This window comes from Bradyrhizobium sp. LTSP885 (assembly GCF_000938305.1).
Taxonomy (GTDB): Bacteria; Pseudomonadota; Alphaproteobacteria; order Rhizobiales; family Xanthobacteraceae; genus Bradyrhizobium.
Genome location: NZ_JYMT01000011.1, coordinates 1 through 23,687, shown reverse-complemented (window position 1 = coordinate 23,687; position 23,687 = coordinate 1). Strand labels below are relative to the sequence as shown.

Annotated in this window: 23 protein-coding genes, 3 tRNA genes, 1 pseudogene and 1 riboswitch; of the genes and pseudogenes, 8 read left to right on the top strand and 19 right to left on the bottom strand. The window is 63.1% G+C overall.

What is annotated here, in order from left to right; translation table 11 throughout:
* Positions 1 to 27 precede the first annotated feature (27 nt).
* The 3 genes and pseudogenes from UP09_RS07545 to UP09_RS36825 all read left to right on the top strand — a co-directional run.
* Positions 28 to 104, top strand: a tRNA-Arg gene (locus UP09_RS07545).
* A 2,055-nt stretch (positions 105 to 2,159) separates the two neighbouring features.
* Complete coding sequence (locus tag UP09_RS37475) at positions 2,160 to 2,651, top strand: DUF6894 family protein (protein ID WP_156164503.1); 492 nt, start codon at positions 2,160 to 2,162, stop codon at positions 2,649 to 2,651.
* Between the two features lie 3 nt (positions 2,652 to 2,654).
* A pseudogene (locus UP09_RS36825) lies at positions 2,655 to 2,969 on the top strand (SOS response-associated peptidase family protein); the annotation flags it as partial.
* Positions 2,970 to 3,083: 114 nt separating this feature from the next.
* Here the strand turns inward: UP09_RS36825 and UP09_RS07530 are convergent.
* Entirely contained in the window at positions 3,084 to 3,287 is a 204-nt protein-coding gene (locus UP09_RS07530) for a cold-shock protein (RefSeq protein ID WP_044537458.1), read from the bottom strand.
* Between the two features lie 518 nt (positions 3,288 to 3,805).
* Here UP09_RS07530 and UP09_RS07525 point away from each other — a divergent pair.
* A tRNA-Arg gene (locus tag UP09_RS07525) sits at positions 3,806 to 3,882 on the top strand.
* 103 nt (positions 3,883 to 3,985) lie between these two features.
* Here UP09_RS07525 and UP09_RS07520 read toward each other — a convergent pair.
* Positions 3,986 to 4,399: a hypothetical protein gene (locus UP09_RS07520; protein WP_156164502.1), complete on the bottom strand. Its 414-nt coding sequence runs from the start codon at positions 4,397 to 4,399 to the stop codon at positions 3,986 to 3,988.
* 274 nt (positions 4,400 to 4,673) lie between these two features.
* On the opposite strand from UP09_RS07520, the gene UP09_RS07515 reads away from it, so the two are divergent.
* A tRNA-Arg gene (locus tag UP09_RS07515) sits at positions 4,674 to 4,760 on the top strand.
* A gap of 50 nt (positions 4,761 to 4,810) precedes the next feature.
* Here the strand turns inward: UP09_RS07515 and UP09_RS07510 are convergent.
* The 5 genes from UP09_RS07510 to UP09_RS07490 all read right to left on the bottom strand — a co-directional run bounded on the left by UP09_RS07510 (position 4,811) and on the right by UP09_RS07490 (position 8,481).
* Complete coding sequence (locus UP09_RS07510) at positions 4,811 to 5,143, bottom strand: hypothetical protein (RefSeq protein WP_044537456.1); 333 nt, start codon at positions 5,141 to 5,143, stop codon at positions 4,811 to 4,813.
* Positions 5,144 to 5,284: 141 nt separating this feature from the next.
* On the bottom strand, positions 5,285 to 5,659 hold the full coding sequence (locus UP09_RS07505) for a hypothetical protein (protein WP_044537455.1): 375 nt from the start codon (positions 5,657 to 5,659) through the stop codon (positions 5,285 to 5,287).
* A gap of 210 nt (positions 5,660 to 5,869) precedes the next feature.
* Complete coding sequence (locus UP09_RS07500; protein WP_044537454.1) at positions 5,870 to 6,163, bottom strand: hypothetical protein; 294 nt, start codon at positions 6,161 to 6,163, stop codon at positions 5,870 to 5,872.
* Between the two features lie 175 nt (positions 6,164 to 6,338).
* On the bottom strand, positions 6,339 to 7,448 hold the full coding sequence (locus tag UP09_RS07495; RefSeq protein ID WP_197082630.1) for a serine hydrolase domain-containing protein: 1,110 nt from the start codon (positions 7,446 to 7,448) through the stop codon (positions 6,339 to 6,341).
* Positions 7,449 to 7,617: 169 nt separating this feature from the next.
* Positions 7,618 to 8,481, bottom strand: a complete 864-nt coding sequence (locus UP09_RS07490; RefSeq protein ID WP_044537453.1) for a bifunctional 5,10-methylenetetrahydrofolate dehydrogenase/5,10-methenyltetrahydrofolate cyclohydrolase — start codon at positions 8,479 to 8,481, stop codon at positions 7,618 to 7,620.
* Between the two features lie 18 nt (positions 8,482 to 8,499).
* A riboswitch (ZMP/ZTP riboswitch) is annotated at positions 8,500 to 8,578 on the bottom strand.
* A 204-nt stretch (positions 8,579 to 8,782) separates the two neighbouring features.
* Here UP09_RS07490 and UP09_RS07485 point away from each other — a divergent pair.
* The gene (locus UP09_RS07485) at positions 8,783 to 9,187 is read left to right on the top strand and encodes a hypothetical protein (RefSeq protein ID WP_044537452.1); all 405 of its coding nucleotides are present in this window, start codon (positions 8,783 to 8,785) and stop codon (positions 9,185 to 9,187) included.
* 113 nt (positions 9,188 to 9,300) lie between these two features.
* On the opposite strand, the gene UP09_RS07480 is transcribed toward UP09_RS07485, so the two are convergent.
* Positions 9,301 to 9,858: a hypothetical protein gene (locus UP09_RS07480; protein WP_044537451.1), complete on the bottom strand. Its 558-nt coding sequence runs from the start codon at positions 9,856 to 9,858 to the stop codon at positions 9,301 to 9,303.
* A gap of 215 nt (positions 9,859 to 10,073) precedes the next feature.
* A complete protein-coding gene (locus tag UP09_RS38820) occupies positions 10,074 to 10,910 on the bottom strand; it encodes a hypothetical protein (protein WP_156164501.1) in 837 nt (278 codons plus the stop codon).
* 43 nt (positions 10,911 to 10,953) lie between these two features.
* On the opposite strand from UP09_RS38820, the gene UP09_RS07470 reads away from it, so the two are divergent.
* Positions 10,954 to 11,337, top strand: a complete 384-nt coding sequence (locus tag UP09_RS07470) for a VOC family protein (protein WP_044537449.1) — start codon at positions 10,954 to 10,956, stop codon at positions 11,335 to 11,337.
* 94 nt (positions 11,338 to 11,431) lie between these two features.
* Here the strand turns inward: UP09_RS07470 and UP09_RS07465 are convergent, their stop codons facing one another.
* On the bottom strand, positions 11,432 to 11,872 hold the full coding sequence (locus UP09_RS07465) for a hypothetical protein (RefSeq protein ID WP_082070027.1): 441 nt from the start codon (positions 11,870 to 11,872) through the stop codon (positions 11,432 to 11,434).
* A 238-nt stretch (positions 11,873 to 12,110) separates the two neighbouring features.
* On the opposite strand from UP09_RS07465, the gene UP09_RS07460 reads away from it, so the two are divergent.
* Positions 12,111 to 12,461, top strand: coding sequence for a GrlR family regulatory protein (locus UP09_RS07460; RefSeq protein WP_044537448.1), 351 nt, complete (start codon positions 12,111 to 12,113; stop codon positions 12,459 to 12,461).
* A gap of 56 nt (positions 12,462 to 12,517) precedes the next feature.
* Here UP09_RS07460 and UP09_RS07455 read toward each other — a convergent pair whose 3' ends face one another.
* The 9 genes from UP09_RS07455 to UP09_RS07415 form a co-directional block, all read right to left on the bottom strand.
* Positions 12,518 to 15,199, bottom strand: a complete 2,682-nt coding sequence (locus UP09_RS07455; protein ID WP_044537447.1) for a PAS domain S-box protein — start codon at positions 15,197 to 15,199, stop codon at positions 12,518 to 12,520.
* Positions 15,200 to 15,541: 342 nt separating this feature from the next.
* Complete coding sequence (locus UP09_RS07450) at positions 15,542 to 16,453, bottom strand: DMT family transporter (RefSeq protein ID WP_044537536.1); 912 nt, start codon at positions 16,451 to 16,453, stop codon at positions 15,542 to 15,544.
* 202 nt (positions 16,454 to 16,655) lie between these two features.
* Positions 16,656 to 17,456 (bottom strand): NUDIX hydrolase, encoded by an 801-nt coding sequence (locus UP09_RS07445; RefSeq protein WP_044537446.1) that lies wholly within the window; start codon positions 17,454 to 17,456, stop codon positions 16,656 to 16,658.
* A 3-nt stretch (positions 17,457 to 17,459) separates the two neighbouring features.
* A complete protein-coding gene (locus UP09_RS07440) occupies positions 17,460 to 18,416 on the bottom strand; it encodes a dihydrodipicolinate synthase family protein (protein ID WP_044537445.1) in 957 nt (318 codons plus the stop codon).
* A 130-nt stretch (positions 18,417 to 18,546) separates the two neighbouring features.
* Positions 18,547 to 19,425: an SDR family oxidoreductase gene (locus UP09_RS07435; protein ID WP_044537444.1), complete on the bottom strand. Its 879-nt coding sequence runs from the start codon at positions 19,423 to 19,425 to the stop codon at positions 18,547 to 18,549.
* 110 nt (positions 19,426 to 19,535) lie between these two features.
* Positions 19,536 to 20,396: a MaoC family dehydratase gene (locus tag UP09_RS07430; RefSeq protein ID WP_044537443.1), complete on the bottom strand. Its 861-nt coding sequence runs from the start codon at positions 20,394 to 20,396 to the stop codon at positions 19,536 to 19,538.
* 199 nt (positions 20,397 to 20,595) lie between these two features.
* Positions 20,596 to 20,985: a Zn-ribbon domain-containing OB-fold protein gene (locus UP09_RS07425; protein WP_044537442.1), complete on the bottom strand. Its 390-nt coding sequence runs from the start codon at positions 20,983 to 20,985 to the stop codon at positions 20,596 to 20,598.
* Positions 20,985 to 22,142 carry a thiolase family protein gene (locus UP09_RS07420; RefSeq protein ID WP_044537441.1) on the bottom strand — a complete coding sequence of 386 codons (1,158 nt, stop codon included), beginning with the start codon at positions 22,140 to 22,142 and terminating at the stop codon, positions 20,985 to 20,987. The genes UP09_RS07425 and UP09_RS07420 overlap by 1 nt, the downstream gene beginning before the upstream one ends.
* Before the next feature lie 422 nt (positions 22,143 to 22,564).
* Positions 22,565 to 23,668, bottom strand: a complete 1,104-nt coding sequence (locus UP09_RS07415) for an IS4 family transposase (RefSeq protein ID WP_044535962.1) — start codon at positions 23,666 to 23,668, stop codon at positions 22,565 to 22,567.
* Between the last annotated feature and the right edge of the window lie 19 nt (positions 23,669 to 23,687).

The window sequence follows — 23,687 nt, the reverse complement described above, 5'->3', positions numbered from 1 at the left end:
TTCTGCTAACCCATTGAAATCACTTACGCGCTCGTAGCTCAGCTGGATAGAGCATCGGATTTCGATTCCGAGGGTCGGGAGTTCGAATCTCTCCGAGCGCGCCAAGCCCGCCCTCGCAGCCCTTCGGACCGCCGGGCGGCCCCCTTCCCAGAGTTCAAAAAGCTCCTGTACTGCAAGGATTTGCAGCAATTGCCTTGGATAGAGAGGAGCTTGGAAACTGGTTGTTATCTCTTCGGTGTCAGGCGGTCAATTACGTCCTCCATGGGCACGAGATCGCGGAGTCAATCTACGGTGCGTCGGTCCGTGCAGCAGCGGAGAGGGCGACTGAGGCACGCAAGCGAGCCCATCGGCTCGACCAGTTCGTGAATTTTCAGAAAGTGAGCAAAATGGAACAGCGCTGGAGTTTCCGCCGGTCCAAGCCGTCTCCATCATCGCCCTACAATTGGCGTTTGCCGGTGACTGAGAGCGTAGTGCTCCCGCCTGATCAAGGCGAGCAACATGTCCCACCATTTCGGATCGTTATGCCCAGTATGTCGAGCCGCAACGACGCTGGTACATATCACGCCCGGCCGCTGGGGTTTTCAAATCCGAACTTTTGAGTGCTCCGCATGCAGGGACATGCACCAGATCGTCGCCGATCTCGCTGAGCCAATGAAATCTACGAAAACGAACGGCTGGCTTCACAGCCAATTGCAAGCGCCCATCTAATGCCGCGTGCAATGCCCCGGCCGAGCCCTCAAGCGCATCCGCACAACTTCGGCTGGCAAGCAGGCCAGCGCCTCTTGCATAAGGATGCTGGTAAGATGGGCACCATTGTCGAGGTAGGGCGTCAAATCAAAGTTCGATGGGACAAAGGCCGGACAAGCTATTACCCCCGCGATCTCCCGGCCTACGTTCAACCGACAGAGCAGTAAGGCCGTCCCAAGGGAATTTTAGATGCCAGAGTACCGCGCCTACATCTTGGGTTCGAACGGCCATGTACGAAGGCGTATCGACTTCCTCTGCGAAGAAGACGAGAGCGCCAAAGAATAAACCAAGCAGCTAGTTAACGGGCATGACGTTGAGGTTTGGCAAGGCGGTTGCAGGGTTGCGGCGTTCGAGCACAAGCCTGAAAAGGCAAGCAGCGCGATCCCTCACGAAAATCACCACGGGCAGATGATTCCGAAGCTCGCGAAGTAAATTTGCAATCAAGGGGGCGTCATGGTAGCCGACCGCATTTTGAGTATCGCCATCATCGGACTAGGCGTCTTTTCGGTGATCTTGGCGTCTCGGATAATCTTCAACATGTAGGAAGGAGGCCGCTTCAGCGCCGAACAAGTCGAGGCTGGCTTACTTCACGCTGACGAAACCAAGGTCGCTGATCCAACAGATGGCCGGACTTGGCGACCCGAAGCGGTGTTCGTTGCTGCCAAAGAACAACTCGGTAGCCCCATCCGCGGGCTGCCTTTTGGCGAGCACGGCGCGACGAAGACCAATCGCGACCTCGGTTCGTCCGAGCGCCCTCCCTGTCTCCCTTGGATGAATTTCGGCCGCCTCCATCATCAAAAGCCGCACGTCGTCACCGGGAGACCATCGTCTGAATCGTTGGCTTGCCAGTATGCACCTCATCGATTGCTTGAAGCTCGGGCGCTTCTCACAAATGGGAATTTATCAGCCACAAATGTTCCAGGAGGCAGACCGGCCCCGGCGCCGGGGCTGGCGAGCGCTGGGGCCGTCTGGGGAATGGCGCTATCTCGCGACTAAGCAACATTCCACCTTCAGTTGATCACACACAGCCATGCGCGACTGGTCAGTTTTCACCACTCTCCCATTTGTCAGAGCGAGCGTCCGAACAGAGACAGCACCGGTCGGACCGGGGCCTAACGGAGGGATCAGTCCGGCTGCGCGGTGCGGATTGGCAACAACCTTGATAATCCAGCGCGTCGGGGTGCTGGATTTAACTTCCATGACCGAATGAACCAGTCCCGCGACGAGCGATCCTTTTACGATCAGGGTTGCTTTTTGGCGGCGATGTTGATGATACCGATAGCGCCGCGCGACTTTTCGATCAGACGTCTCGAACGTGTGCATATAAACCAAGCTGCACCACGCGAAACGGTTCCGCGATGACCCGCTGCGGAGTGCCAGGCTACCTGAAAGCCTTACCCAGACTGCGCGCCTTGGCCCGTACGACAATTATCGAACGTTTCAACACGATAGCGGCACGCGCGGCCGATGTTCCTGCATCAATTAGCGCCGTCAAATGTGCAACTTGCGCTACTGACCACGTCCTGCTGCCAATTCGCACCATATGGCCCAATACCGTGCGTCCGCATTCGTTCCGAATTGAAACAAATCCCTCGCTGATCATTGAGGCAACCCTCGATATTCGGAACAATGCCGTAGGGCGGAACTTGGCGAACTGGAGGTTGCCAATGCCCCGCTACTTTTTCGATGTTGAAGACGGCCACAGGCTTTTTGATCCAACAGGCTTTGTTTGCGACGACGATATTGCCGCAGTCATCAGGGCGACGGTGCTTGCCGTAGGCATATCGCTCGATAAGCCCGAAGATGATCCTGAGCGCCGCATTGCCATAATCAACGACAAAGGACACAAGATTGGCAACGTGCCCGTGTATTCCAGGCCATCATACGGAAACCCGGCCAAATAGGTGAACCGCCGGCTCACCGCCTTCGCTGGCATCTCGACCGAATACAGAGGTGATCGCGGCACGAAGTCCAAGCCGATCCCCGGTCCACATCTTGTCTATGGATTCTTGACCACCTCTCCAAATGAGGTTGTCGCGCCGATTCATAAGGCGATGCCGGTGATCCTGACGACCGACGAGAAACGCGACGTTTGGATGCGCTCGCCGTGGGATGAAGCAAAGGCGTTACAGCGGCCATTACCGTGCCGATCTCCCTCGAAGCGATTGTCCAGCGCTACGACGCCAAGGAGTTACGATGACAGTCCAGCACTGTCACCGTAACTCCGCGCTCGATCTCAACCCCGCGGGCGCCGCAATTCGAAGCTAGGCGAGGAGCCACAAAGTGAAAACCCACCGGCGTGAACCGGTGAGCGCAATCGCGGAACCAAATCGGGCCTAGCCGACTCTCAGATTCTCCGCGGACGTCTTGCCGCGGTTTTCCTTCTCCTCGTAGCTCACCTTGACACCCTCATTGAGGCTGCTCAGACCGGCCTTTTCCACCGCCGAGATGTGCACGAATACGTCTTTGCCACCGCTGTCGGGTTGGATGAACCCAAATCCCTTGACTGGATTGAACCACTTCACAGTGCCTGTCGCCACGTCCGCTCTCCCCTTTTCAAGTAATGGTGGCAGCCTAGAGCGCTAGCGCACGATACCGCAAGAAGAAACCCGCCGGGCGGCCCACGAAATCATTTTCCCAGACCACGAAGCCGACCCGAAACAAACCCGGCCTAGCGCCCCCCAGTGTTCAAATGGAGCGATGGCTATGATGGGCTCGGTGTGGAGTCGTAAGGCACGCATGCTCCTGATCGCAAATTTGCTGGCCGGCGCCACCGTTCCGCTAGCGATGGCTGCTCACCATCCCGTCTCAAGTGTCGCGCTCGGTAGTGAGTTGCAATGCAGTAAGGCGAACTACGGTGCCAGTGCACTTAATTGCCTACTCCTCCCTCTGGGCGCTCATCACACAGGCATAACTGCCCTCGTTCGCATCGTTGTCCCTGGAACAGCGCACAACATCACCTCGCACTGCGACGGCCGCACACGCCTTCGTTCTCGATTAAGTGCACTTGTCACCGTAACTCCGTCCGGCTCAGGTCTGGTAATCGACCGAACCACACGCGCTCGTAGCTCAGCTGGATAGAGCATCGGATTTCGATTCCGGGGGTCGGGAGTTCGAATCTCTCAGAGCGCGCCAGCCCCGCGGCCAAACACGCTCCAATTTCGCCAGCCCGACGTTGCACCGGATTGGTCGATACTGGTGTCAGGGCACAATTCGTACTTGACGCTCTGGCAAGCCGTTAGTGTGCGGGCTTAGACGCGACTTCTGACTGGCTTTGCTGCGCCAGCGGTTGATCAGTGTGCGATACAGCAAGCATCGACACGACGAGAGCCAAATAGGTGACTATCCATAGCGTCGCCGGAACCGCCGGACCTGAAAACTTGGCACCGAACGCATCGAACGACAAATCTCCGCCCTCGTTCTTCGGGGGAGCGACCTCTTGAAAAACGACCACAATCGCAGCGGCCGCCACTGCGGAGATGGGCAACCCGAACATGAATTGGTAGCTGCCCAGAGCAAAAAAGTCAGTCGCGAAGGGTTGTATCCACCCAAGTTTCGAGACGCCGAAGCCTATCGCAGCAAGAGCGTAAGCGAGCAAACAAAACAGCGTTAAACCAACTACGAACCCTCGAACCCATTTCATCTGATTCATCTGAAAGCCTCGCGAGAAAGCGCTCCTCCGCTCACAACCATATCACGCATGAATCAATGATGCACGCCAAGATTTAAATTCCTCTGAAGGCGCTTCCGCGCGTCTAGGCGAGAGCCTAAGGTCTTGGGTGGACGCGCCTTTGCTCTTTTGTGCACCGTCACCGGTCAGAGCTCGGCCGCCTATATCGGGCCAGGATCGCCGCCGCCATCCCTGCTTCTGAGGCCGGGCGTCACTGGCTGTTCCAGCTCAGGTCTGGTAATCGACCGAACCACACGCGCTCGTAGCTCAGCTGGATTCAGCTGGATAGAGCATCGGATTTCGATTCCGAGGGTTGGGAGTTCGAATTTCTCCGAGCGCGCCATTTCAACGCTACAATTTGGTGACCACGGCTGTCGCTGCACGTGCCGACGCTCACCACCGCGCCGCGCGCCGGTCTTCGTCGCCCACGATCAAACGCGGCGAGCGGAGTTGCAGGACGCCGTGCGAGATGGTCGGCGGCAGCATGCAGGTGTGAACCCAGCCGACATAATGGCCGTAGTGATCGGAGGTGTGAACCAACGGGCAACGCGGATCGCCGGTGCCGTAGTAGCTGCGGTTGGCGGCCAGGGCGCTGTTGAGGATTCCGTCGATCATGCCGCCGTCGATATGAAGTTCTCCGGCGGCGGCCGGCCGCGTCTGGCCTGCTGCGACGGTCAGTGCGAGTGCCACCAGGGCCGAGGTGGCGATGTTGGATTTGATCGGCATGTGACATCTCCAGATGGATGGGTCGCCTGCCAATTGGTCGAAGCTTGTTTGAAGCGCGTTCGGGCCCGAGCCCGGACAGACGATTACAAATCGTCCATGCAGCTGCGAAGATGAAGGAGAATCGCGAGGCTGTGCTCGCGCTTACGAACTGCTCGGGATCTTGCGGCGCACCGCTTCCACGCCGGCGTCGGCGACACGATAGGTCCGTCCGCCCTCGGGCACGATCCAGCCCTTGTCGATCATTCCGGCGATGGTACTCGGGCCCACGCCGGCCGGAAACCGGCGGCCGTTGTTGATCGCGTCGATCGCAACCCGTTCGAGATGGGTGGCGACGTGCGACGGGCGCGCCCGATAGGCTTTCGCAACGATGAGGATCGACAGAACTTCCGCGCGCCGCCGCACCGCCGAGGCGCTGCGGGTCAGCTCGTTGCTGATCTCGAGGGCATTCCTGCCGGCCTTGGCGAGCGCCCTGAGCTTCTCGTCTTCGTCAAAGGTCCAGCGCCGCACGGTCCCCATTTTCCCCTCATCGCTAGGATGCGCTCCACCTGGACCCGATGCATACGCAGGCAACGCTGATTTGCCATGTGACTTTCGGCACCTCTTGATGTGACGAAGGGGACTGTCGGCGATGCCGCGGCTGCAACGGGCGAAGCATCAAAAGGAATCGGCCCGCCACCGGCCCCGCAAGGGGCCGGCCACGGCACCGTTCTGTCCTAAGAGAACCGATCAGTGCTTGGTTGGGTCAAGCACCACGATCACGCCGGTCGGTTCCGGCTCATGCGGCTGCAGACTGGTCAAAGTCGCGTCGCTCCACTCGGCGAGACTGACGACCTCGCCGGCTTCTCCCTCGATGTCGCGCGTTTCGGCGGGTTCGAGCACCTTGAGACCGCTTCTGTCGACAAAAAAGGTGTGGTCTCCGAAGACGCTGTTCAATCGGGCGACCGCGGGATGATCCTCGGGAAGCACTTCGGCCTCCATTTGCATCATCGTCCGTTTCACCTGTTCGGAATTTAGCTTCATCAGCTGCTCCTGTTTGGGTTCCGGTCTTGGCTGGCTTCTTCCCCGCTTCGCCCGTTTCCTCAGGGCCTCAACTCTCGAACCGATGCCGCAGCGAAACGTTCCCCGCGCGCGACGCATTGACCGCGCACGTGACGGTTCCGCATCGCGCGACGTGCGTGCTTGTCGCAGGCGAGTTTCAGGCGAGGCCCGCCAGCACGACCTCGGAGATGATGGCATCGTTGATGCGCCGCTGTTCCGTGCCCGGCCTGCCGTAATTGCCGCAGCATTGCGCCACGACGACGTCGAGCTTGGGGAATACGTAGAGGCGCTGGCCACCCCAGCCGATGCCGCCGACCCAGGGTTCAAAGCGCTGTGAGGCCGCGGCGATGGACCCGCCGAGATACCATTGATAGCCGTAGCGGCGGTCATCCGCGATGGTGACCGCAGGCGCTACCACGCGTTTCATCCAATCCCGCAGCACGATCTGCTGGCCGTCCCACGCGCCGCCGGCGCGCCAGAGTTCGCCGATCTTCAGAAGATCGCGCGGCAACAGGCGCAGGCCCGAGGCGGCGCGATACTGACCATCGCCGAGGCCCTTCGCCCAGTCGACCGGACCGAAGCCCAGCGGATCAAACAGCACGCGGCGGCAATAGGCGAGCAGCGGTTCGCCGGTGCCCCTCTCGATCAGGCGACCCAGGATCGCGGTCGCGCCGCCGCAATAAGTCCATTTGGTGCCGGGCTCGTCGACAATCGGCCGCTCCAGGATGAAGCGGAAACGATCGGGCGCTGCTTCCATCGCGATCTCGGAATTGCGCAGGTCGCTCCCATAGGGGACCGTGAGTTCGTCCCATTCGAGCCCGAGCGTCATCGAGAGCAAATGATGGATGGTGATGCGATCACGGCCGGGCTGGCGCGCAAGATCGGCATATTCCGGAAACTGCTCGTAGAGTTTCGCCTCAGGCGGCGGCACCTTGCCGGCGGCGAGCGCGACGCCATAGGCGAGGCCGACCACGCTCTTGGACACTGAGCGCAAATCGTGTGGGACGTTGGGACCGAACACGACATTGCCGAGCCGCCCACGGCCTGCCTGTTCGTCGTCGCCCTGCCCGTAATGCTCAAACACGAGCTTGCCGCCCTGGCTCACCAGCAGCGCATGGAGGCCGCTGATCCTGCCGGCACTCTCGGATTGCGCGAGGCGCGCGCTGAATGTGTCCTCTGACACCGCGGCAATTGCGCGCGGCGCGATCAGGCTCGCACCAAGCCCGGCCAGAACATGACGGCGATCGAAAACCCGTCGCATATGCATGGTCATCCTCCTCCCGATGCCGGCGGCCATCGAACTCCCGCGAGCAGCCAGTTCTGTATATAGCAAGGTACCATGTAATGCAAGGTACTTGTCCGCACTTGTCCCAACCGCCGTGCTGCGGACATGGCTGAGCGGGTAGCCGCGGCTCCCCGCTCCCGATGTCGGTCTGCTAATGCAGTCGCGCGGCCCTCGCCTTCGCCGCCTTCAGCGTGTTCTCCATCAGGCAGGCGATCGTCATCGGACCGACGCCACGCGGCACCGGCGTGATGGCGCCGGCCACCAGAACCGCTTCATCGAAGCTGACGTCGCCGCGCACCGCGTAGCCGCCGTCGGGCGTCTGGACGCGGGTGGTGCCGACATCGATGACGATGGCCTGTGGCTTGATCCAGTCGCCGCGCACCAGCCCGGCCTTGCCCACCGCGCTGACGAGAATGTCGGCCTGACGGCAGATGCCGCTGATGCCGCGGGTGTGGATGTGGGTCTGCGTCACGGTCGCCTGCTCCTTCAGGAGCAGCGCGGCCATCGGCTTGCCGACGATGTTGGAGCTTCCGATCACGACGGCATGAGCGCCGGTGAGATCCGGCCGGATCGACTTGATCAGCCGGAGACAGCCGAGCGGCGTGCACGACACCAGCGCGTCGTCGCCGTGGAACAGGCGACCGGCGTTGAGGGCGTGCAGGCCGTCGACGTCCTTGGACGGATCGACCGCGGCCATCACGCGCAACGCGTCGATATGTGCCGGCAGCGGCAATTGCACGAGGATGCCGTCGACATCGTCGCGCGCGTTGAGCCTCTCGATCAGCGCGAGCAACTCGCCCTCGCCGGCACCGTGCGGCAGCAATTCGACGCCGCCGCGCAAGCCGAGCCGCTCGGCCATCCTGATCTTGCTTTGCACATAGATGTGGCTGGCCGGGTCGTCACCGACCAGCACAACGGCAAGCCCCGGCGCGCGGGGCATCCGATCCAGTTCGATTGCAATATTGTCGATGAGAATTTGGGCGTGTACGTGCCCATCCAGAATGATCGCCGTCATATGGCACCTCCGATGTCGAAGCGGTGCCCAGGCGCGCGGCGTCAGTCTCTGCGCTCCCCGATGGTATCCCATCCAAGCGCCAGTCGCGCAGATGGCCTGTTCATAGCGAGCCGGTCGGACAAACGCAAATCACCGCATCGGCCCTGAGGGCCGCAATCGGCGAACTCGTCACGGTTACATAATACCGTCAAAGTCTGGGGTAGGATTTACCAATAAGTTGCGATAAGTCACGGCGCCGGCCGGGCTTTTCCGATCCCCGGCGCCCTCCTCCCGGTCATCACGCCATTTCGGACATTTCGACATGAGACAGATCATCCTCGCGCTCGCGCTCCTGTACCCGGCCGCTGCGCTTGCCCAAGGGGCTACCCCGCCTGCCGCCACCGCCCAGCCAGCCGCCTCGCCGCCGCCGATGGTCGGCGACAAGCCGCTGGTCCAGGTCGGCAAGAAGCCCGCCGCCAAGAAGGGCGAGAAATCAGCCACGCCGGGCAAGCCGCAATCGATCGCGCTCCGGCTGCAGGAGTGTCAGGACATCGACGATGCGACCAAGGACCGGCTGATCTGCTACGACGCGATCTTCAAGCCGCAGCCCAAGCCGAAGCCTCCGGCCGCGAAGGGCGTCAGCGACTGCCATTTCCTGAAGGAAGAGGACGAGCGGCTGACCTGCTACAACGGCTTCGCCGACAAGATCCCGCGGCTGCCGCGTTAACCACAATCGCCGTCGCGGATGCGACGGCGATCTGGACGTTCGATTGTCAGCTTGATGAAGCGATCACGACCGACGGTGCCGCCGCTCGGTCAATTTCACGCCGGTCAATCCGGCTACCAGGTGCCGAAGCCGCTGAACAGCCCGGAGCGCGGCTGCTGCTGGGCGACGCGGAACGGCTGGAAGGGGCCAGGCTGCGCCAAGCGCGTCGGCTGCAACTGCGTCGGCGGGTTGGTGTGGGTCTTGGCGACCTTGCGCTTCTTCGGCGCCTGCACCGGCTGGAGCTGTGCCTGCTGCTCGAGCGGCTTCGTCTCCGCCACCGCCGGCTTGCCGCGAGCATCGGTCTTCACGTCGTTTTTGGCTTCCGCAGGAATGAACTGGGCGAAGGTGTCGCGGACGCGCGCCTGAGCCGACGTCTCTCGCGCGGCCGCGGGGGCAGCTGCGGCGACAACGTTAACTTGCGGCGGAATGACGGTTGGCAGGCTGGTGTCATACACCACCCGCTCCGGCAATTTCTGGGTCGACCTGATGCGGACCGTGCTCCTGTCGAAGCTTGGGGCCGACGGGTTGGTGACGGCGGCGACCACGGTCTCCTGCGGGACAATGGCGTCGATCACGAACAGCAGCGCGAGCAGAACTCCGCCGACGAACAGGAAATAACGCGCGACTGGCATTTCGGTAGCTCCCCCCGCGCAACGGGCGCGGTTCAACTCGCCTGGAGCACAGCGGCAAACGCCACCGTGCGCCAACGTTGTGTTCGTTTGCGCATGATCACCCGGGGAGCCCTCATCCGCGCTGCCGGGTCATGGTCTAACTGGCGATGTATCAGTTAGTTCCTTGCGGCCGTTTATGGTTCACCCCCGGCAGTCACTTTTTCGAGATGCAGGGTTTAGAGGCGGCTCGCGGTCACCACGGAACATTTCGCTTTAATTGCATTAATATTTACGAATCCGATCAACATCCGCGGATAGGTCTTGCGGCTCCTCATGGCGATGGTGTCGCTGATCAGGCGCTTGCGCTCGGTCAGGGGACTGCCGTCGCGGCGGATGAAGGCGCAGGCAATCTCGATATCCTTCACCGCGAAGTCGTTGGCGTTGCGCAGCGTCAGGGTGACTAGCGCCTTCGAGCCAAGCCCGCCCCGGCGCCATGATTGCGATGCGATCCGCAAGCCATCGAGCGGCGATTTCTCCGGCTTGGCCTCCGGCGCAGTGACGATCCCGGCCGCGGCGGGCTCAACTGCGGGTACGGTTGCAGTAGCGGCTTGGCCCGGCTGAGCTTCGGCCAACGGATTCTGTATCGAGGCGTTCTGTGCCGCGAGGATGATCGCAGAGGACGCTGGCGCGTCGTCCAGATCATCGGCATCGCTCGGATCGGGGAGCATCAGCCATGCCGCGATACCTGCAACGGCGATCAGCGGCACAACCAGGCTCACGCCGATGCCGGCGGTACCAAGATGTCCGGTCCCAAGCCCACGAAACGACGCCCAGCCGATTCGCATTGCCGTTCCCTCACCCGGCGGCTGCTGCCGCTCATGAAAAAAGCCATACGGGCGCCGCACCGTAAGGCTTCCAGCGACGATGGCCGCGGTACGGGGCGCTACTGTCGGGACAATCGCCGACAGCCAAATTGGTTTCATTCCGGCACGGCGAGATTGCGGCTCAATATTGCTGCCGATGTCACGCGGGGATGGAATTGCGCCCGACTGGCCGCTAGATTTGCGCCGCATCCGCCGCGCTCATCGCGCGGCATGAATAACAAAGGAGATCGCGATGCCGACCGTGACCTGGGACCACGTCCACCTGCGCAGTCCAGATCCCGAGGCGACGGCCACCTGGCTCCGCGACGTCCTCGGCGCCGAGATCATCCGCGGCCCCGGCCGCATCGATGTCCAGCTCGGCGGCGCCAAAGTGTTCATCGCGGAAGTGACTGCCGGTGACGGCGTCAACGCAGCCCCGCTGACGCCCTATCAGGGGCTCGATCATTTCGGGCTGACGGTCAAGGACATCGACGCGGTCGCCGCCGAGATCAAGGCCAAGGGCGTCGCGTTCACCAAGGAGCCGACCACCATCCGCCCAGGCGTGCGCATCTGCTTCATCCGCGGCCCGCAGGGCATCTCGATCGAGCTCCTGGAGCGCGACAAGAAATACGCGTGAGCGCGACGAGCAAGTCGGCGCGCGCGTCACCGTCATCCCCGCGCAACGGCTTCGCCGTTGTCGCTGGGATGACGCGGAACGTGATCGTGCGCCGCTACGTCATGCTACCCGGCATGAAGCAGCGGATCGTCACGCCCATGTAGCCGCGGATCGGCCACACCATGGTGCGACCGGCCAGGTTCGGCTCGGTAATGACGGCCTCCTCAGGTACGTCGATCCACTGGCCATCGAGACGGACGCGGTAGTGCCCGTCCTTGGATTCCCAGTCGACGTCGCTGACCGCGCTGCCGTCGGCATCCGAGCAGCACGGGCCCTTGCCGCTGCGCAAACCATCGAACCATTGCTTGAGCGGCGAATTGGCGTAGCGGCCATCGGGATCACGCGCGTGTGCGAACTGCACGGCTGCCACTGACACCAACACTATCAGGCCGAGCTTCAATAGCGCCGTCACACGACCGATACGACGCCAAGCTGAAGTTCCATTGTCATTACGATGGCGTGCCAAACGGCCGCCGGAATCAATCCAGTCTGCCATATGTCTCTTGCTCCAGCACTCACCGGCCAGTGCAACCAGAGCTATGCATTTCGCGGGCCATAGTGATTCGCGGGCATGGTCCGCTGTCATTGCGCCGTCACACAGGCTGGCAGGAACCGAGGGTCCACCCCAACTGCGCGCGCCCCGGAATCAACCTGCCGCGTTGCACGATCGTGCGCGCTTTGGCATAAAAAACAACCGGCTTTCCGTGGGCGCGGCGGCCGGCGATCGGGACACTATGAAGAACGGGCTATATTCGATTCACGTGACCCTGCTGGACGGACGCGTCGGCAAAGGCAGCGGCGTGATTCTGTTCCGCGATGGCCAGATTTTCGGCGGCGATGCCTATCTCTATTACACCGGCAGCTACACGGTGAAGGGCGACGCCTTCAAGGGCGAAGTGCTCGTGCAGCGCCACACCACGCCGCGCGAAACCGAAAATCCGCTGTTCGGCGGACCCGCCCCGGTCGGCGTCGGCGTCACCGGCACCTTCACCGATACGCGCGGCACCATGAACGGAACCGCGCTGGTCGGCAAAGCGAGCCTGATCTTCGGCGCCACGCTGCACAAGCTCGCGGATATCAACTAGCGATTTCGCTCCGCTCGCAATGACGGCTGAACTTGTTCTCCGCTCGTCGTGCCCGCCTACTCCGCCGCCTGCTCCAGCGGTGCGACGCGGGGCAGGACGATCTGGATGCGCGTGCCGGTGCCCGGCGCAGACTCGAGCGCGAGCCGGCCGCCGAGGCGCGTGGTGACGATGCTGTAGACGATGTGCAGGCCGAGCCCGGTGCCGCCCTGGTCGCGCCGCGTCGTGAAGAACGGATCGAAGGCGCGGCGCCGCACGTCGAGGCTCATGCCGCAGCCATTGTCGGCGAAGATCACCTCGACATTGTCATTGCCCGACGCGCGCACCTGGATGTCGACCTCGCCGGCCTTGCCGTCCGGAAATGCGTGTGCGACCGCGTTGAGGAACAGATTGGTCAGGACCTGACCATAGGGCCCAGGATAGGAGTTCATCACCAGATTCGGCTCGCAATCGACGTTGAGCGTCAAATTGTGCTTACGCAGGCCAGGCCGGAGGCTCATCACCACCTGCTCGGTGAGATCGCCGAGGTCGAAGCTGCGCTGGTCCGAATAGTTGCGGTCGGCGGCCACCTGCTTGAACGACTGGATCAGCTCGGCGGCGCGGTTGAGATTGGCGACCAGCTGCGAGGACGCATCCCGGACTGTTTCCAGGAAGTCATTGAGGGTGGAGCGGCGCAGATCGCCGCGCTCGACCTGGCCTCCGAAGATCGCGGTCTTGCGTTCGAGCGCCGAGGCCACCGTCAGGCTGATGCCGACCGGGTTGTTGACCTCATGCGCGACGCCGGCCACCAGCCGCCCGAGGGCTGCAAGCTTCTCGGCCTCGATCAGTGAGTTCTGGGTCTCGCGCAGATTGCGCAGCGCCGCTTCGGCGGAATCCTTTGCCTTGCGCATCTCCTGTTCGGAGCGCTTGCGCTCGCCAATGTCGAGCGCGACCGTGACGATGTTCTCGATCTCGCCCTGCGGGCCGAGGATCGGCAATTTGTTGACCAGCCATTGCCGCATGTTGCCGGCGGAATCCTTGTACTCCTCCTCGTAGAAGCCGAGTTCGCGCCGCGCCGACAGCACGCGCTTGTCGTTTTCATCGGTCTTGGCCGCACCGTAACGCGACATCAGATCGGCGGTGGTCTGGCCGGTGGCGTCCTGCGGCTCGACGCCGAAGATGCCGGCCATGTAGCGGTTCATCATCACATAACGCAGCTCGCGGTCCTTGACGTTGATGACGGCAGGCACGGTGTCGATCACCATCTGCAGCAGGCGGCGGCCTTCGGCGATCGCGTCTTCGGCACGCTTCTGGTCGGTGATATCGCGCACCGTGCCCTCGTAGCGGATCACTTCGCCCTCGTCGTTGCGCACGACGGTGGCGGAGTCCGACAGCCAGAGCACGGAGCCGTCGCGCGAGCGCACCTGGTACTCGTAGTCGCGCACAACGCCGTCGCGCTGCATCAGTTGCTGGTACTGCGTCCGCGCCGCCGGATCGACATAGACGGCGGAAGCGATGTCGGCGATGCCGTTCATGAGGTCCTGCGGGGTGGCATAACCCATCATCCGCGCCAGCGCCGGGTTGGCATTGAGCAAAGCGCCGCCCGGCGTCGTCACATAGATGCCTTCGACCGAGGCCTCGAACAGCTTGCGGTAGCTCTCCTCGGCGAGCCGCTGCTCGGCGAGCGCGCGCAGCGCCGCCTCACGCGCGCTGTCCGCATCGACCAGGGCCTGGCGGAACACTTCGGCGGCGCGCGCGATATCGCCGATCTCGTTGTCGAGATCGGCGCCCGGGATGAACGCGTCCTTCTCGCCGCCTGAGACCCTGCGGATCGAGCGCGCGATCTTGGCGAGCGGCCGCACAGTGCGGCGCACCACCAACGCCGCCGCGAACAGCCCGATCAGGACGCCGGCCGTGCCGAGCACGATGCTCTGCCACTTTGCCTCGGCCAATGTGCGCGCGAAATCCCGCGACAGCACGTGGCCACGCCTTGTGCTGAGTTCGCGCAACAGCTCGGTGACGCGCTGGATCAGCCGGCCTTCCTCACCGAGCACTTCCTTGTCGATATCGGCGATCTGCCCTTCCCGCACCGAGATCGCGATGATCGCCTCGGCGTAATTGTCGACCGCGCTCCGCAAGGCAGCGTCGGAAATGGCCAGCGCCCGCATGCTCTGCGCGGCCTGCTCGGCCGCAGACGTGTTGTGGGCGAGCAGCGCCGTGGCGATGCGGCTTTGCGCTTCCAGCAGCGTTGTCGCCAGACCCGGATCGGCGATCGATGCGACCGCCTGGTCGAAGGCATCGCGCAGCGGCGGCACTCCGGCGACCAGTTCGGCGCGGCGGCTGAGCAGTGTCGAGATGCGATCGATGCCGCCGCGATAGGTCGCGAGCCGCTGGGTGACGCCGTCGATCATCTCCTGTTGCTCGGGCGCCAGCACGATGCGGGTCTTCTTCAGGATGTCGCTCAGCGATTGCGCGGCCTCCGCGACCTGGGCCGACTGGCTGCCGGGCTCGGTGACGAAATCCCGCGCCGCCAGCCGCAGCTCGTTCATGCGGCGATCGATATCCTCGGCGATGTCGCCGACGCTTTGCAGCCGCTGCAGCTCGGCAAAGGTCGCGTCGATGTGGCGGATCGCGACCACGCTCGCGGTCGATGTGATGATGATCACGGCCAGCACCAGCAGGAAGCTGCCGAACGTGAGCTGTCCGATCGAGAGGGAAAATGCGCGCGGCGGTTGCGAATTCGGCGGCAATTCAGCGGTCATGTCATCGAGGCCGGGGTCCAGTCGGCCGCAATATACGGGAAATTACGGGCTGTGGGGAACAGGCTGACGCTCACCAACAGGGCATCGGCGCGACCGAGGGTGATTTGCGTCACGCTGATGACGCGGATCGCCCCAATCCGGGACTTGCGCGGCCGCGCCGGCCCCGGCCGCCGCAGGGCTATCGCAGGGGTGCACTGCTAAAATATCGAAAACAACCCCATGCAAAGTAGCCGGTGGGCCGCCGGCTTTCGACACGACAACTTGACACGTCGGGCAAATCAGTGGCATTATTCCATTATTCCGAAATCATGCAAGCTCCGGGGGCCACGACCGTTGCCGGTTTCAGGCCGTGGCGGCCTTTCGCGCCGGGATGGTCATCGCTGCGACCCCGACCACGACACAGGCGAGCCCGATCCATGCCGTTGGGCTCAGCCCTTCGCCGAGGAAGACGACGCTGAGCGCGACCCCGATCGGCACCCGCAGGTAGGCCTGCGCCGTGGTCCCGACCGAGCCGAGGGTCTGGATCAGGCGGAAATAGATCACGAAGGCGATTGCGGTCGAGAACACGGCGAGCGCCAACAGCGCCAGCAGCGAACTGGTCGACGGCGACAGCGTCCAGGGCTGGTCGACGACAAGGCTAACCGGAATCAGGATCACGGCGCCTGCGATCAGCGAGCCCGCCGCCGGCGCCATCGGGTCGAGGTCCTTGAACCCCCGGCTGAAGATCGCGGCGCAGGCGTAGCTGATGGTGGCGACGACGATCGCGACCTCGGCCACGATCCCGGTGCCGAGGTCGCGGAACGCATCGACCCCGACGATCAGGCAGATGCCGGCCATGCCGGCGACCACGCCGAACAGCTTTCTCGGGCTTGCGGCCTCATGGCGGGTTATCGCGACCGTGAACAGGAAGGTGAAGATCGGCGAGGCCGAATTGAGAATCGTGGTCAACCCGGCGTCGACCATGCGCTCGCCCCAGGCGATCAGTGTCCACGGGATCACGCTGTTGAGGCAGGCCTGGAAGATGAAGCGGCGCCAGGTCGGAATATCCGCCGGCATCGCTACGCCGCGCCAGCGCATGATGACCAGCAGCAGGGCGCCTGCGATCGCGGTGCGCGCCGCGATCAGCGTGATCGGCGGAATGGTCGCGACCCCGAGCTTGATGAAGGTGTAGGAGCCGCCCCAGAGCGTGGCGAGCGCAAGCAGCAGCGCCAGCTCGAAGGCCATGTTGGGCGGGCGCGGCGTAACCTGTTCCATCTCGGATTCCATCCCTCGGACTATCGAGATGGAGTTTACATGGAGCGAAGCACAGGATACTTCGTTGCTCGCCGAAGTGTGTCAACTGAATGAACCGTCATCCTGAGGTGCGAGCGGAGCGAGCCTCGAAGGATCGACGGCCACCGGCCGGGCCGTGCATCCTTCGAGACGCGCGCAAGAGCGCGCTCCTCAGGATGACGGGTCACCCCACCGCGCCGACGTCGAATACCTCGCCATCGTAGCCGGCTTCCTTGGGAATCCGGAGCTGGCGGCCGGTGGCGGTCTTGGTCATGACGGGCATCACCGTGACGATCGACTTACCCTTGCTGTCGTCAAGCGCGGCCTGCACGCTGCCCTGCTTGCCGAGCCTGATCAGATTGCGTGTGGTCGGGAACGGCAGCTTGAAGCGGCCAGTTTCGCCGCCTTCCAGCGCCTCGCGCGCCGATACCCAGATCGAATCGGTGGACTCCTTGCCGTCATGGGCGCCGAGTTGCTCCGGCGGCGCCGCGGCGAGGAAGAACCAGGTGTCGAAGCGTTTTGGCATGCCTTCCGGCGTGATCCAGTGCGCATAGGGCACGAGTTCGTCGAGCGCGAGCAGCATGCCGTTGTCGGTCAACACCTTCAGGAAGGTGATCTTGCCCTCGTTCAGGTCAGCGCGATGCGCGATCGCGATCTCGTTCGCGGGCCTTGCGTCGACCAGGTCCTTCGATCCTTTCGGCCGCGCCAGCAGGATGCCGCTCTCTTCAAAGGTTTCGCGGATCGCAGCGATGCGGAAGCCGAGCGCGTCGGCGTCGAGCCCGTCCCCGCCTGAATAGAGCGCGGGGTTGGCCGCGATCTCCTTGTCATTCTTGTCGACGCTGCCGCCCGGAAACACCAGCGCACCCGAATTGAACTCGATCTGGTGATGGCGGACCATCATGAAGATTTCAATTTCGTTCGCAACCTTGCTGTCGCGCAACAGCAGGACCGTCGAAGCAAGGCGCGGAGCGACGATGTCGGTCATGCGCTAGCCTGCTGCGCTGGATTGCGGTTGCAGATTGGCGCGGCGGTCGACGCGGGCCACCCGCGAGAGCAAATAATCGACCTCCGCCCTCGTCTGCGGCGTGATCACAGCGCCCGGCTTGCGCTGGGCGCTGGACGAGATGATGCCGCGCTTCTGCAGCACGTATTTGCGTACCGTGAGGCCGACGCCGGGCTGCTGCTCGTAGCGCATCATCGGCAGATGGGCATCGAACAGATCGTGCGCGGCGTCGCGCTTGCCGGCCTTGGAGAGGTTGACCACGTCGATCAGGAGTTCCGGGAAAGCGTAGCCGGTCATCGCGCCGTCGGCGCCGCGCTCCATCTCGAAATCGAGGAACATGCCGCCATTGCCGACCAGGATCGACAGCGGCCGCAGCGAGCCGTCCTTCTGGAAGTTGCGCAAGGTCGAGAGCTTATCCAGCCCCGGCCAATCCTCATGCTTCAGCATCACGCAGGATGGGCTATCCATCACGATCTTGCGGATCACGGCGGGCGTGAACACCACGGTCAAGGTCAGGGGATAATCCTGCAGCACCCAGGGAATGTCGGTGCCGATGGCTTCCTGCGCCTGCTTGAAATAGGTGACGATCTGGTCGTCGGTGCGCAGGTTCGGCGGCGGCGCGATCATGACGCCGGCGGCGCCTGCATCCATCGATTTCTGCGCCAGCGAGCGCATGGTGGCAAATCCCGGCGCCGAGACGCCGACGATGATCTGCATGTTTTTCGCACGCTTGACGAAGCGCACCGCGACCTGCTCGGCCTCGGCGGCGTCGAGCTTCGGCGCCTCGCCGAGGATGCCGAGCACGGTGACGCCATCGCAGCCGACGTCGGCGTAGAAATCGGTCAGCCGGTCGATCGAGGCTTCGTCGATGCGGCCATCGTCATGAAACGGGGTCGGCGCGATGGCGAAGGTGCCTGCGGCCTGGGCGGTGAGTTTGGTCATGTGTGCCTCGATTTTTGATCGTCATTCCGGGATGGTGCTTAAGCACCAGACCGCAGGTGCGCAATTGCGCACCGGGGAATCCCGAGGTTCCGGGTTCGTCCTTCGGACGCCCCGGAACGACGTTTATCATCTAAAACCGCCGCGCGCCCATCTTGATCTGCTCCTCGGAGAAGAAGATCTCCTTGGCATGGCTGGCGATGTCCTCGGCCTTCCAACCCGAAAATGGCGGTTTCCAGCCGTCCATTTCCATCATCCGCATCTCGCGGACGCCGCGCGGGCCGGAGACGCCCAGGACCTTGCCGGTCTGGTCGCCCGACAGATCGCTGACCATGTAGAGCACGGCCGGCGCGATGCCGTCGGGGCCGAGCGCCGCACCCGGGTTCTCCTTGTAGCGGGGCAGATCTGCGGTCATGCGGGTCAAGGCGCCCGGCGCCAGGGTCCAGATCCGGATGCCGTATTTGCGGCCCTCGATCGCCAGCACGTTGGAAAGGCCCCAGATGCCGCCCTTGGCCGCGCCGTAATTGGTCTGGCCGAAATTGCCGATCAGCCCCGAGGTCGAGGACGTGTTGACGATGACGCCGCCGCCATTGTCACGCATCCATTTGAACACCGGCTGGGTGCAGCAGAAGGTGCCTTTGAGATGCACCTTCATCACCCTGTCCCAGTTCTCTTCCTTGGCCTTGTGGAAGGTCTCGTCCAGGAGGATGCCGGCATTGTTGACCAGGATGTCGGCGCGGCCGAAATTCTTGATGGCGTCGTCGAACACCGACTGGCCGCCGGCGAGCGTCGAGATATCGGCACCGTTAGCCACCGCACGGCCACCCTCGGCCTTGATCGCGTCGACGACCTTCTGGGCCATCGACTTGTCGGCGCCCGTGCCGTCGCGCGGGCCGCCGAGGTCGTTGACCACAACCGCCGCGCCCTCGCGCGCGAACAGTTTTGCGTAGGCCTCACCAAGTCCGCCGCCGGCCCCCGTGATGATGGCGACTTTGCCGTCGAGTAATCCCATGGTTTCTTCTCCCTTTTAGTTGCCGTCATTCCGGGGCAGCCCGCAGGGCTGAACCCGGAATCTCGAGGTTCCGGGTTCGCGCTCTCGCGCGCCCCGGAACGACGGATGAATCAACCCAGCACCGTCCTGCCGCTCTTAATGACCGTGACGCCGCGCGACTTCACCTTGGCTTCGAACGACACCACGTTGCCGTCCTTCCACAATTCCATGGTGATGGTCTCGCCGGGAAACACTGGCGAGGAGAACCGCGCCGCATGCTGCTTGAAGGCGGATGGATCGTAGTCGGCATAGGTCTGCAGCACGCCGCGGCAGGTGATGCCGTAGGTGCACATGCCGTGCAGGATCGGCCGCGGGAAGCCGGCCTTTTTCGCAAACTCCGGATCTGAGTGCAGCGGATTGCGGTCGCCGCAGAGCCGGTAGATGAGCGCCTGGTCGGGCCGCGTGGTGATGTCGACGACCTTGTCGGGCGCGCGCTCCGGCACTCTGTGCGGCTCGGGCTGGCCTTCCGACGGGCCGCCAAAGCCGCCGTCGCCGCGCGCGAAACGCGACGCGACGAGCGTGGCGAGCTTCTCGCCCTTCTCGTCCCTGAGCACGGTCTGGTGGCGGATCACCGCGCCCTTGTCCTTGCCCTTGTCGAAGGCGTCGAGCACGGTGGAATCGGCGGTGATGTGCGCCGCCGTCGCAAACGGCTTGTGGAAGGTGATGTCGCGCTCGCCGTCGACCACCATCACGCGGTTGAGGTTCATCTCGCCGGGGCCGGCGCCCCAGGCCGCAACCGACGCAAAGGTCGGCACCACCTTCAGTGCACGCGGTGTCAGCGTGCCCTCATTGACGAAGGCGAGCTCCTTCTCGTCCATCGGATCGGCGCCGAGCCCGATACCATAGGCATAGAGCATCACGTCGCGGTCGGCGTAGCTGTATTTCTGGCCAAGGTTCTTCAGGGCCATCAGCTGTTCGTACACGATCGGCATTGTCGTTTTTCTCCCGAGTATCTTTTCTCGCGGTGCTGATTGCTGCGCCCTCTCCCCCTGTGGGAGAGGGCTACACCGGCGTTCGTCACAAACACGCTTCGGTGAGGGGTTCGCGCCGCAGAGAGATTCTTTGCGCGGAGAGAGACCCCTCATCCGGCAGCCTTCGGCTGCCACCTTCTCCCACAAGGGGAGAAGGTAATTAGGCCGGCGCGAAGAACGGCAGCGGCGCGCCATCGGTCGGCTTCCACACCACCTTCACCTTCTGGCCGATCTTCACAGTCTCCAGATCGCAATCGACGATATTGGTCTGCAACGAGGGACCTTCCTTCAGCGTGACATAGGCGATCGCGTAAGGCCCCGTCGGCGATTTCCGCATCAGGCTGTAAGTGTAGACCACAGCCTCGCCCGAACTCTCTTCCCACACCGTCTTGTCGGAGAAGCAGAACGGGCAGATCGAGCGCGGGAAGTAATGCGCCTCGCCGCAGGCGGTGCAGCGCTTGATCATGAACTTGCCTTGCTTGGCCGCGTCCCAGAACGGCGCGGTCTCCGGGTTGGTCACCGGGGCATTGTACTTCTTCGCTTCAGACATCACGCACGCTCCAGAATGCAGGTTGAGGCGGCGTGGCGAACGCCGAGCAGACCGCCGGTGCCATGCGCGATCGCGAGATCGCAATTCGGCACCTGCACCTTCGGATGCGCTTCGCCGCGCAGCTGCCGGACGGCCTCGAGGATCTTTGTCATGCCGCCGCGGTTGACGGGATGGTTGCTGCAGAGGCCGCCGCCATCGGTGTTGAACGGCAGCTTGCCGACGCCGGAGATCAGATTGCCGTCGGCGACGAACTTGCCGCCCTCGCCCTTCTTGCAGAAGCCGAGGTCCTCGAGCTGCATCAGCACGGTGATGGTGAAGCTGTCATAGATCGAAGCGTATTTGATGTCCTTGGGCGTCACGCCTGCTTCCTCGAAGGCGCGCGGTCCGGACCACACGCCGGCGGAGTAAGTCAGGTCGAGATCCTTACCGCCGCGCGGGCCCTTCGCCGCCTCGCCGTGGCCGATCAGGCGCACCAGCGGCTTCTTCAGGCTCTTGGCGATTTCGGGCGTGGTCACGATCATGGCGCCGCCGCCATCGGTGACGACGCAGCAATCCATGCGATGCAGCGGATCGGAGATCATCGGCGAGTTCAGGACGTCTTCAACCGTGACGACCTCCTTCAGCATCGCGTGCGGATTGTACTGCGCGTGATGTGAGGCCGCGACCTTGATCCAGGCCAGTTGCTCCGAGGTGGTGCCGTAGTCGTGCATATGGCGCATGGCACACATGCCATAGGCATTGTGCGTGGTCGCCCCGTAGGCGAGTTCGAAATCCGCCTCGGCGCCGGAGGCGCGCGGCGGCATCACCCCGGTGCGCGGCTTGCCCGCCAGCGTCACCAGCGCGACCGAGCACTTGCCGGCAGCGATCGCCTCGGCGGCGTGGCCGAGATGGATCAGGTAGGAGCAGCCGCCGGTCTCGGTGGAATCGACGTGGCGCAGCTTCTTGGTATTGAGCCCGAGATAATCGACCATCGGCCACAGCCCGCCCGGCGCATCACCGGCGCAGAAATAGCCGTCGATATCGTCCTTGGTGAGCCCGGCATCCTCGATCGCCCCCTTGGCGACTTCGGCGTGAAGCTGCGCGGTTGATTTATCGGGTGCGTGCCGGGTGGGATGCTCATAGATCCCGGCAATGTAGGCCTTGCCCTTGATGGTCAAATCGTTCTCCGCTGGCGTTTCTTCATGTCCAGCTTTTTTCTGAACCGCTCGCACGACCTTGGCAAGCGCGGAAATATTCCGTCAGGCGAGACCGCGGCGAGCGCTCCGTGTGGCCGACAAAGCAGGTGTCGTCCCGGCGAAAGCCGGGACCCATAACCACCGCAGTTCATCGTTGCACGACGCTGGGGCCACAGCTCGGACTAACAACACGACCCTGTGGTTATGGGTCCCGGCTTTCGCCCATAGGCGCTAAGATAGTTTGATCATGGCCTGATAGCGGCGTTTACGTCTGGGAGGCTCGCGCAGATGTCGTTGGAGAGCGAGGCTGGCTCTGCGCAGACGCGCGATTGTGGGCTGGGGAATGATGGCTTGGAGCAGGGAGGCGATGAGCTGACGGAGCAGGCGCCATGCTGCAGGTCTGGTTAGGCGGCTTCGGCCAAGCGGGGAGAGTCCTCGAGTTCGTCGACAAGCGGCTCGAGCAGAAGAATGATCAGCAGGTGAGCGAGGATATGGGGTCTGGCAGACCGCTCGTCAGTTCCTGGAGGTCCTTTCAAGCCAATCAGGCTCTTCAGCCGCTTGAAGCCGAGTTCGATCCGCCATCGCAGCCGGTAAAGGGCAAGCAGATCAGCGGTTGTGAAGTCCTCGGGCTTGAGCGAGGTCACCAGGATCACCCAATCCGCAGCATCAAGCGTTTGCCTGGAGAGACGATGGCCTCCCTTCTGAGCCGTCCTGCGTGCCTTGCGCCGTGCAGCCTGAGCCGCATCTGCAGGTTTCTTGACGGCAACCAAACGCACAGCAAGCGGTGCTCCACCAGACTTGCGTTTTACCCAGATCGGCCGGTCGATGATGCCGCGTGCCGCGGCCTTGCGCAGTTCGGCGACGAGATCGATCAGATTGCCTTTGCGATCCAGCCAACAAGCGCTCTTCCAGCCCGAGCGGATCACGAAGTCCGCACCGGCCTCGACCAGATACGCCATGCGCTCCGGCTGCAGATAGGCGCGGTCGGCAAGACGGATCTCGCCGGCAATCAGCGGGATCCGGTCCAGCGTCTCGCCCGCGCGTTCGTCGGTCAGCTCGAAGTGACCAAAACGTTCTTGCGGAAGATCGAACGCACTGTGGATGCGCCACACCGCATTCTTCTGCCTGCCGCCGGTTCCAGCTTTTGGGACCGTCGTGGCGTCAACGATGCGGATCAGTCGACCGCGGCTTGCCTTCGGCGCACCGCTCGCAAGTGCCCGGCCTATCAGCTGTGCAAGCCAATCCCCGGACTGACGCAGCCGGTATAACAGAGCCACGTTGGAGATATCGACAAGGCCCACCGAAGTCGCCCATGCCGCCGTCAACCGCAGACCTCTCGTGCCCAGGCAATACGCAAGGATCAGCCGCAGCAGATCGACTGCATTGCTGATCTCGCGCGGGCGAACAAACGCCTTCGTCTCCCGCGCGCCAGCCTCCAGAGCCTCAGCTCCGCCCAGCCGCGAAACAACACGCGCCCAGTCTTCGTTCACAAGCGATTCGTTTCTCATCTCTTCTTGGAATCACACG

Coding starts and splice junctions, on each gene's coding strand:
- UP09_RS07505 (WP_044537455.1), bottom strand. CDS start 5,659: ATGGGGACCGTGCGGCGCTGGACCTTTGACGAAGACGAGAAGCTCAGG.
- UP09_RS07480 (WP_044537451.1), bottom strand. CDS start 9,858: ATGCCAGTCGCGCGTTATTTCCTGTTCGTCGGCGGAGTTCTGCTCGCG.
- UP09_RS07425 (WP_044537442.1), bottom strand. CDS start 20,985: ATGTCTGAAGCGAAGAAGTACAATGCCCCGGTGACCAACCCGGAGACC.
- UP09_RS07490 (WP_044537453.1), bottom strand. CDS start 8,481: ATGACGGCGATCATTCTGGATGGGCACGTACACGCCCAAATTCTCATC.
- UP09_RS07465 (WP_082070027.1), bottom strand. CDS start 11,872: ATGGCAGACTGGATTGATTCCGGCGGCCGTTTGGCACGCCATCGTAAT.
- UP09_RS07460 (WP_044537448.1), top strand. CDS start 12,111: ATGAAGAACGGGCTATATTCGATTCACGTGACCCTGCTGGACGGACGC.
- UP09_RS07470 (WP_044537449.1), top strand. CDS start 10,954: ATGCCGACCGTGACCTGGGACCACGTCCACCTGCGCAGTCCAGATCCC.
- UP09_RS07485 (WP_044537452.1), top strand. CDS start 8,783: ATGAGACAGATCATCCTCGCGCTCGCGCTCCTGTACCCGGCCGCTGCG.
- UP09_RS38820 (WP_156164501.1), bottom strand. CDS start 10,910: ATGCGGCGCAAATCTAGCGGCCAGTCGGGCGCAATTCCATCCCCGCGT.
- UP09_RS07440 (WP_044537445.1), bottom strand. CDS start 18,416: ATGACCAAACTCACCGCCCAGGCCGCAGGCACCTTCGCCATCGCGCCG.
- UP09_RS07415 (WP_044535962.1), bottom strand. CDS start 23,668: ATGAGAAACGAATCGCTTGTGAACGAAGACTGGGCGCGTGTTGTTTCG.
- UP09_RS07435 (WP_044537444.1), bottom strand. CDS start 19,425: ATGGGATTACTCGACGGCAAAGTCGCCATCATCACGGGGGCCGGCGGC.
- UP09_RS07495 (WP_197082630.1), bottom strand. CDS start 7,448: ATGCATATGCGACGGGTTTTCGATCGCCGTCATGTTCTGGCCGGGCTT.
- UP09_RS07430 (WP_044537443.1), bottom strand. CDS start 20,396: ATGCCGATCGTGTACGAACAGCTGATGGCCCTGAAGAACCTTGGCCAG.
- UP09_RS07450 (WP_044537536.1), bottom strand. CDS start 16,453: ATGGAACAGGTTACGCCGCGCCCGCCCAACATGGCCTTCGAGCTGGCG.
- UP09_RS07445 (WP_044537446.1), bottom strand. CDS start 17,456: ATGACCGACATCGTCGCTCCGCGCCTTGCTTCGACGGTCCTGCTGTTG.
- UP09_RS07520 (WP_156164502.1), bottom strand. CDS start 4,399: ATGAATCAGATGAAATGGGTTCGAGGGTTCGTAGTTGGTTTAACGCTG.
- UP09_RS07500 (WP_044537454.1), bottom strand. CDS start 6,163: ATGAAGCTAAATTCCGAACAGGTGAAACGGACGATGATGCAAATGGAG.
- UP09_RS07455 (WP_044537447.1), bottom strand. CDS start 15,199: ATGACCGCTGAATTGCCGCCGAATTCGCAACCGCCGCGCGCATTTTCC.
- UP09_RS07510 (WP_044537456.1), bottom strand. CDS start 5,143: ATGCCGATCAAATCCAACATCGCCACCTCGGCCCTGGTGGCACTCGCA.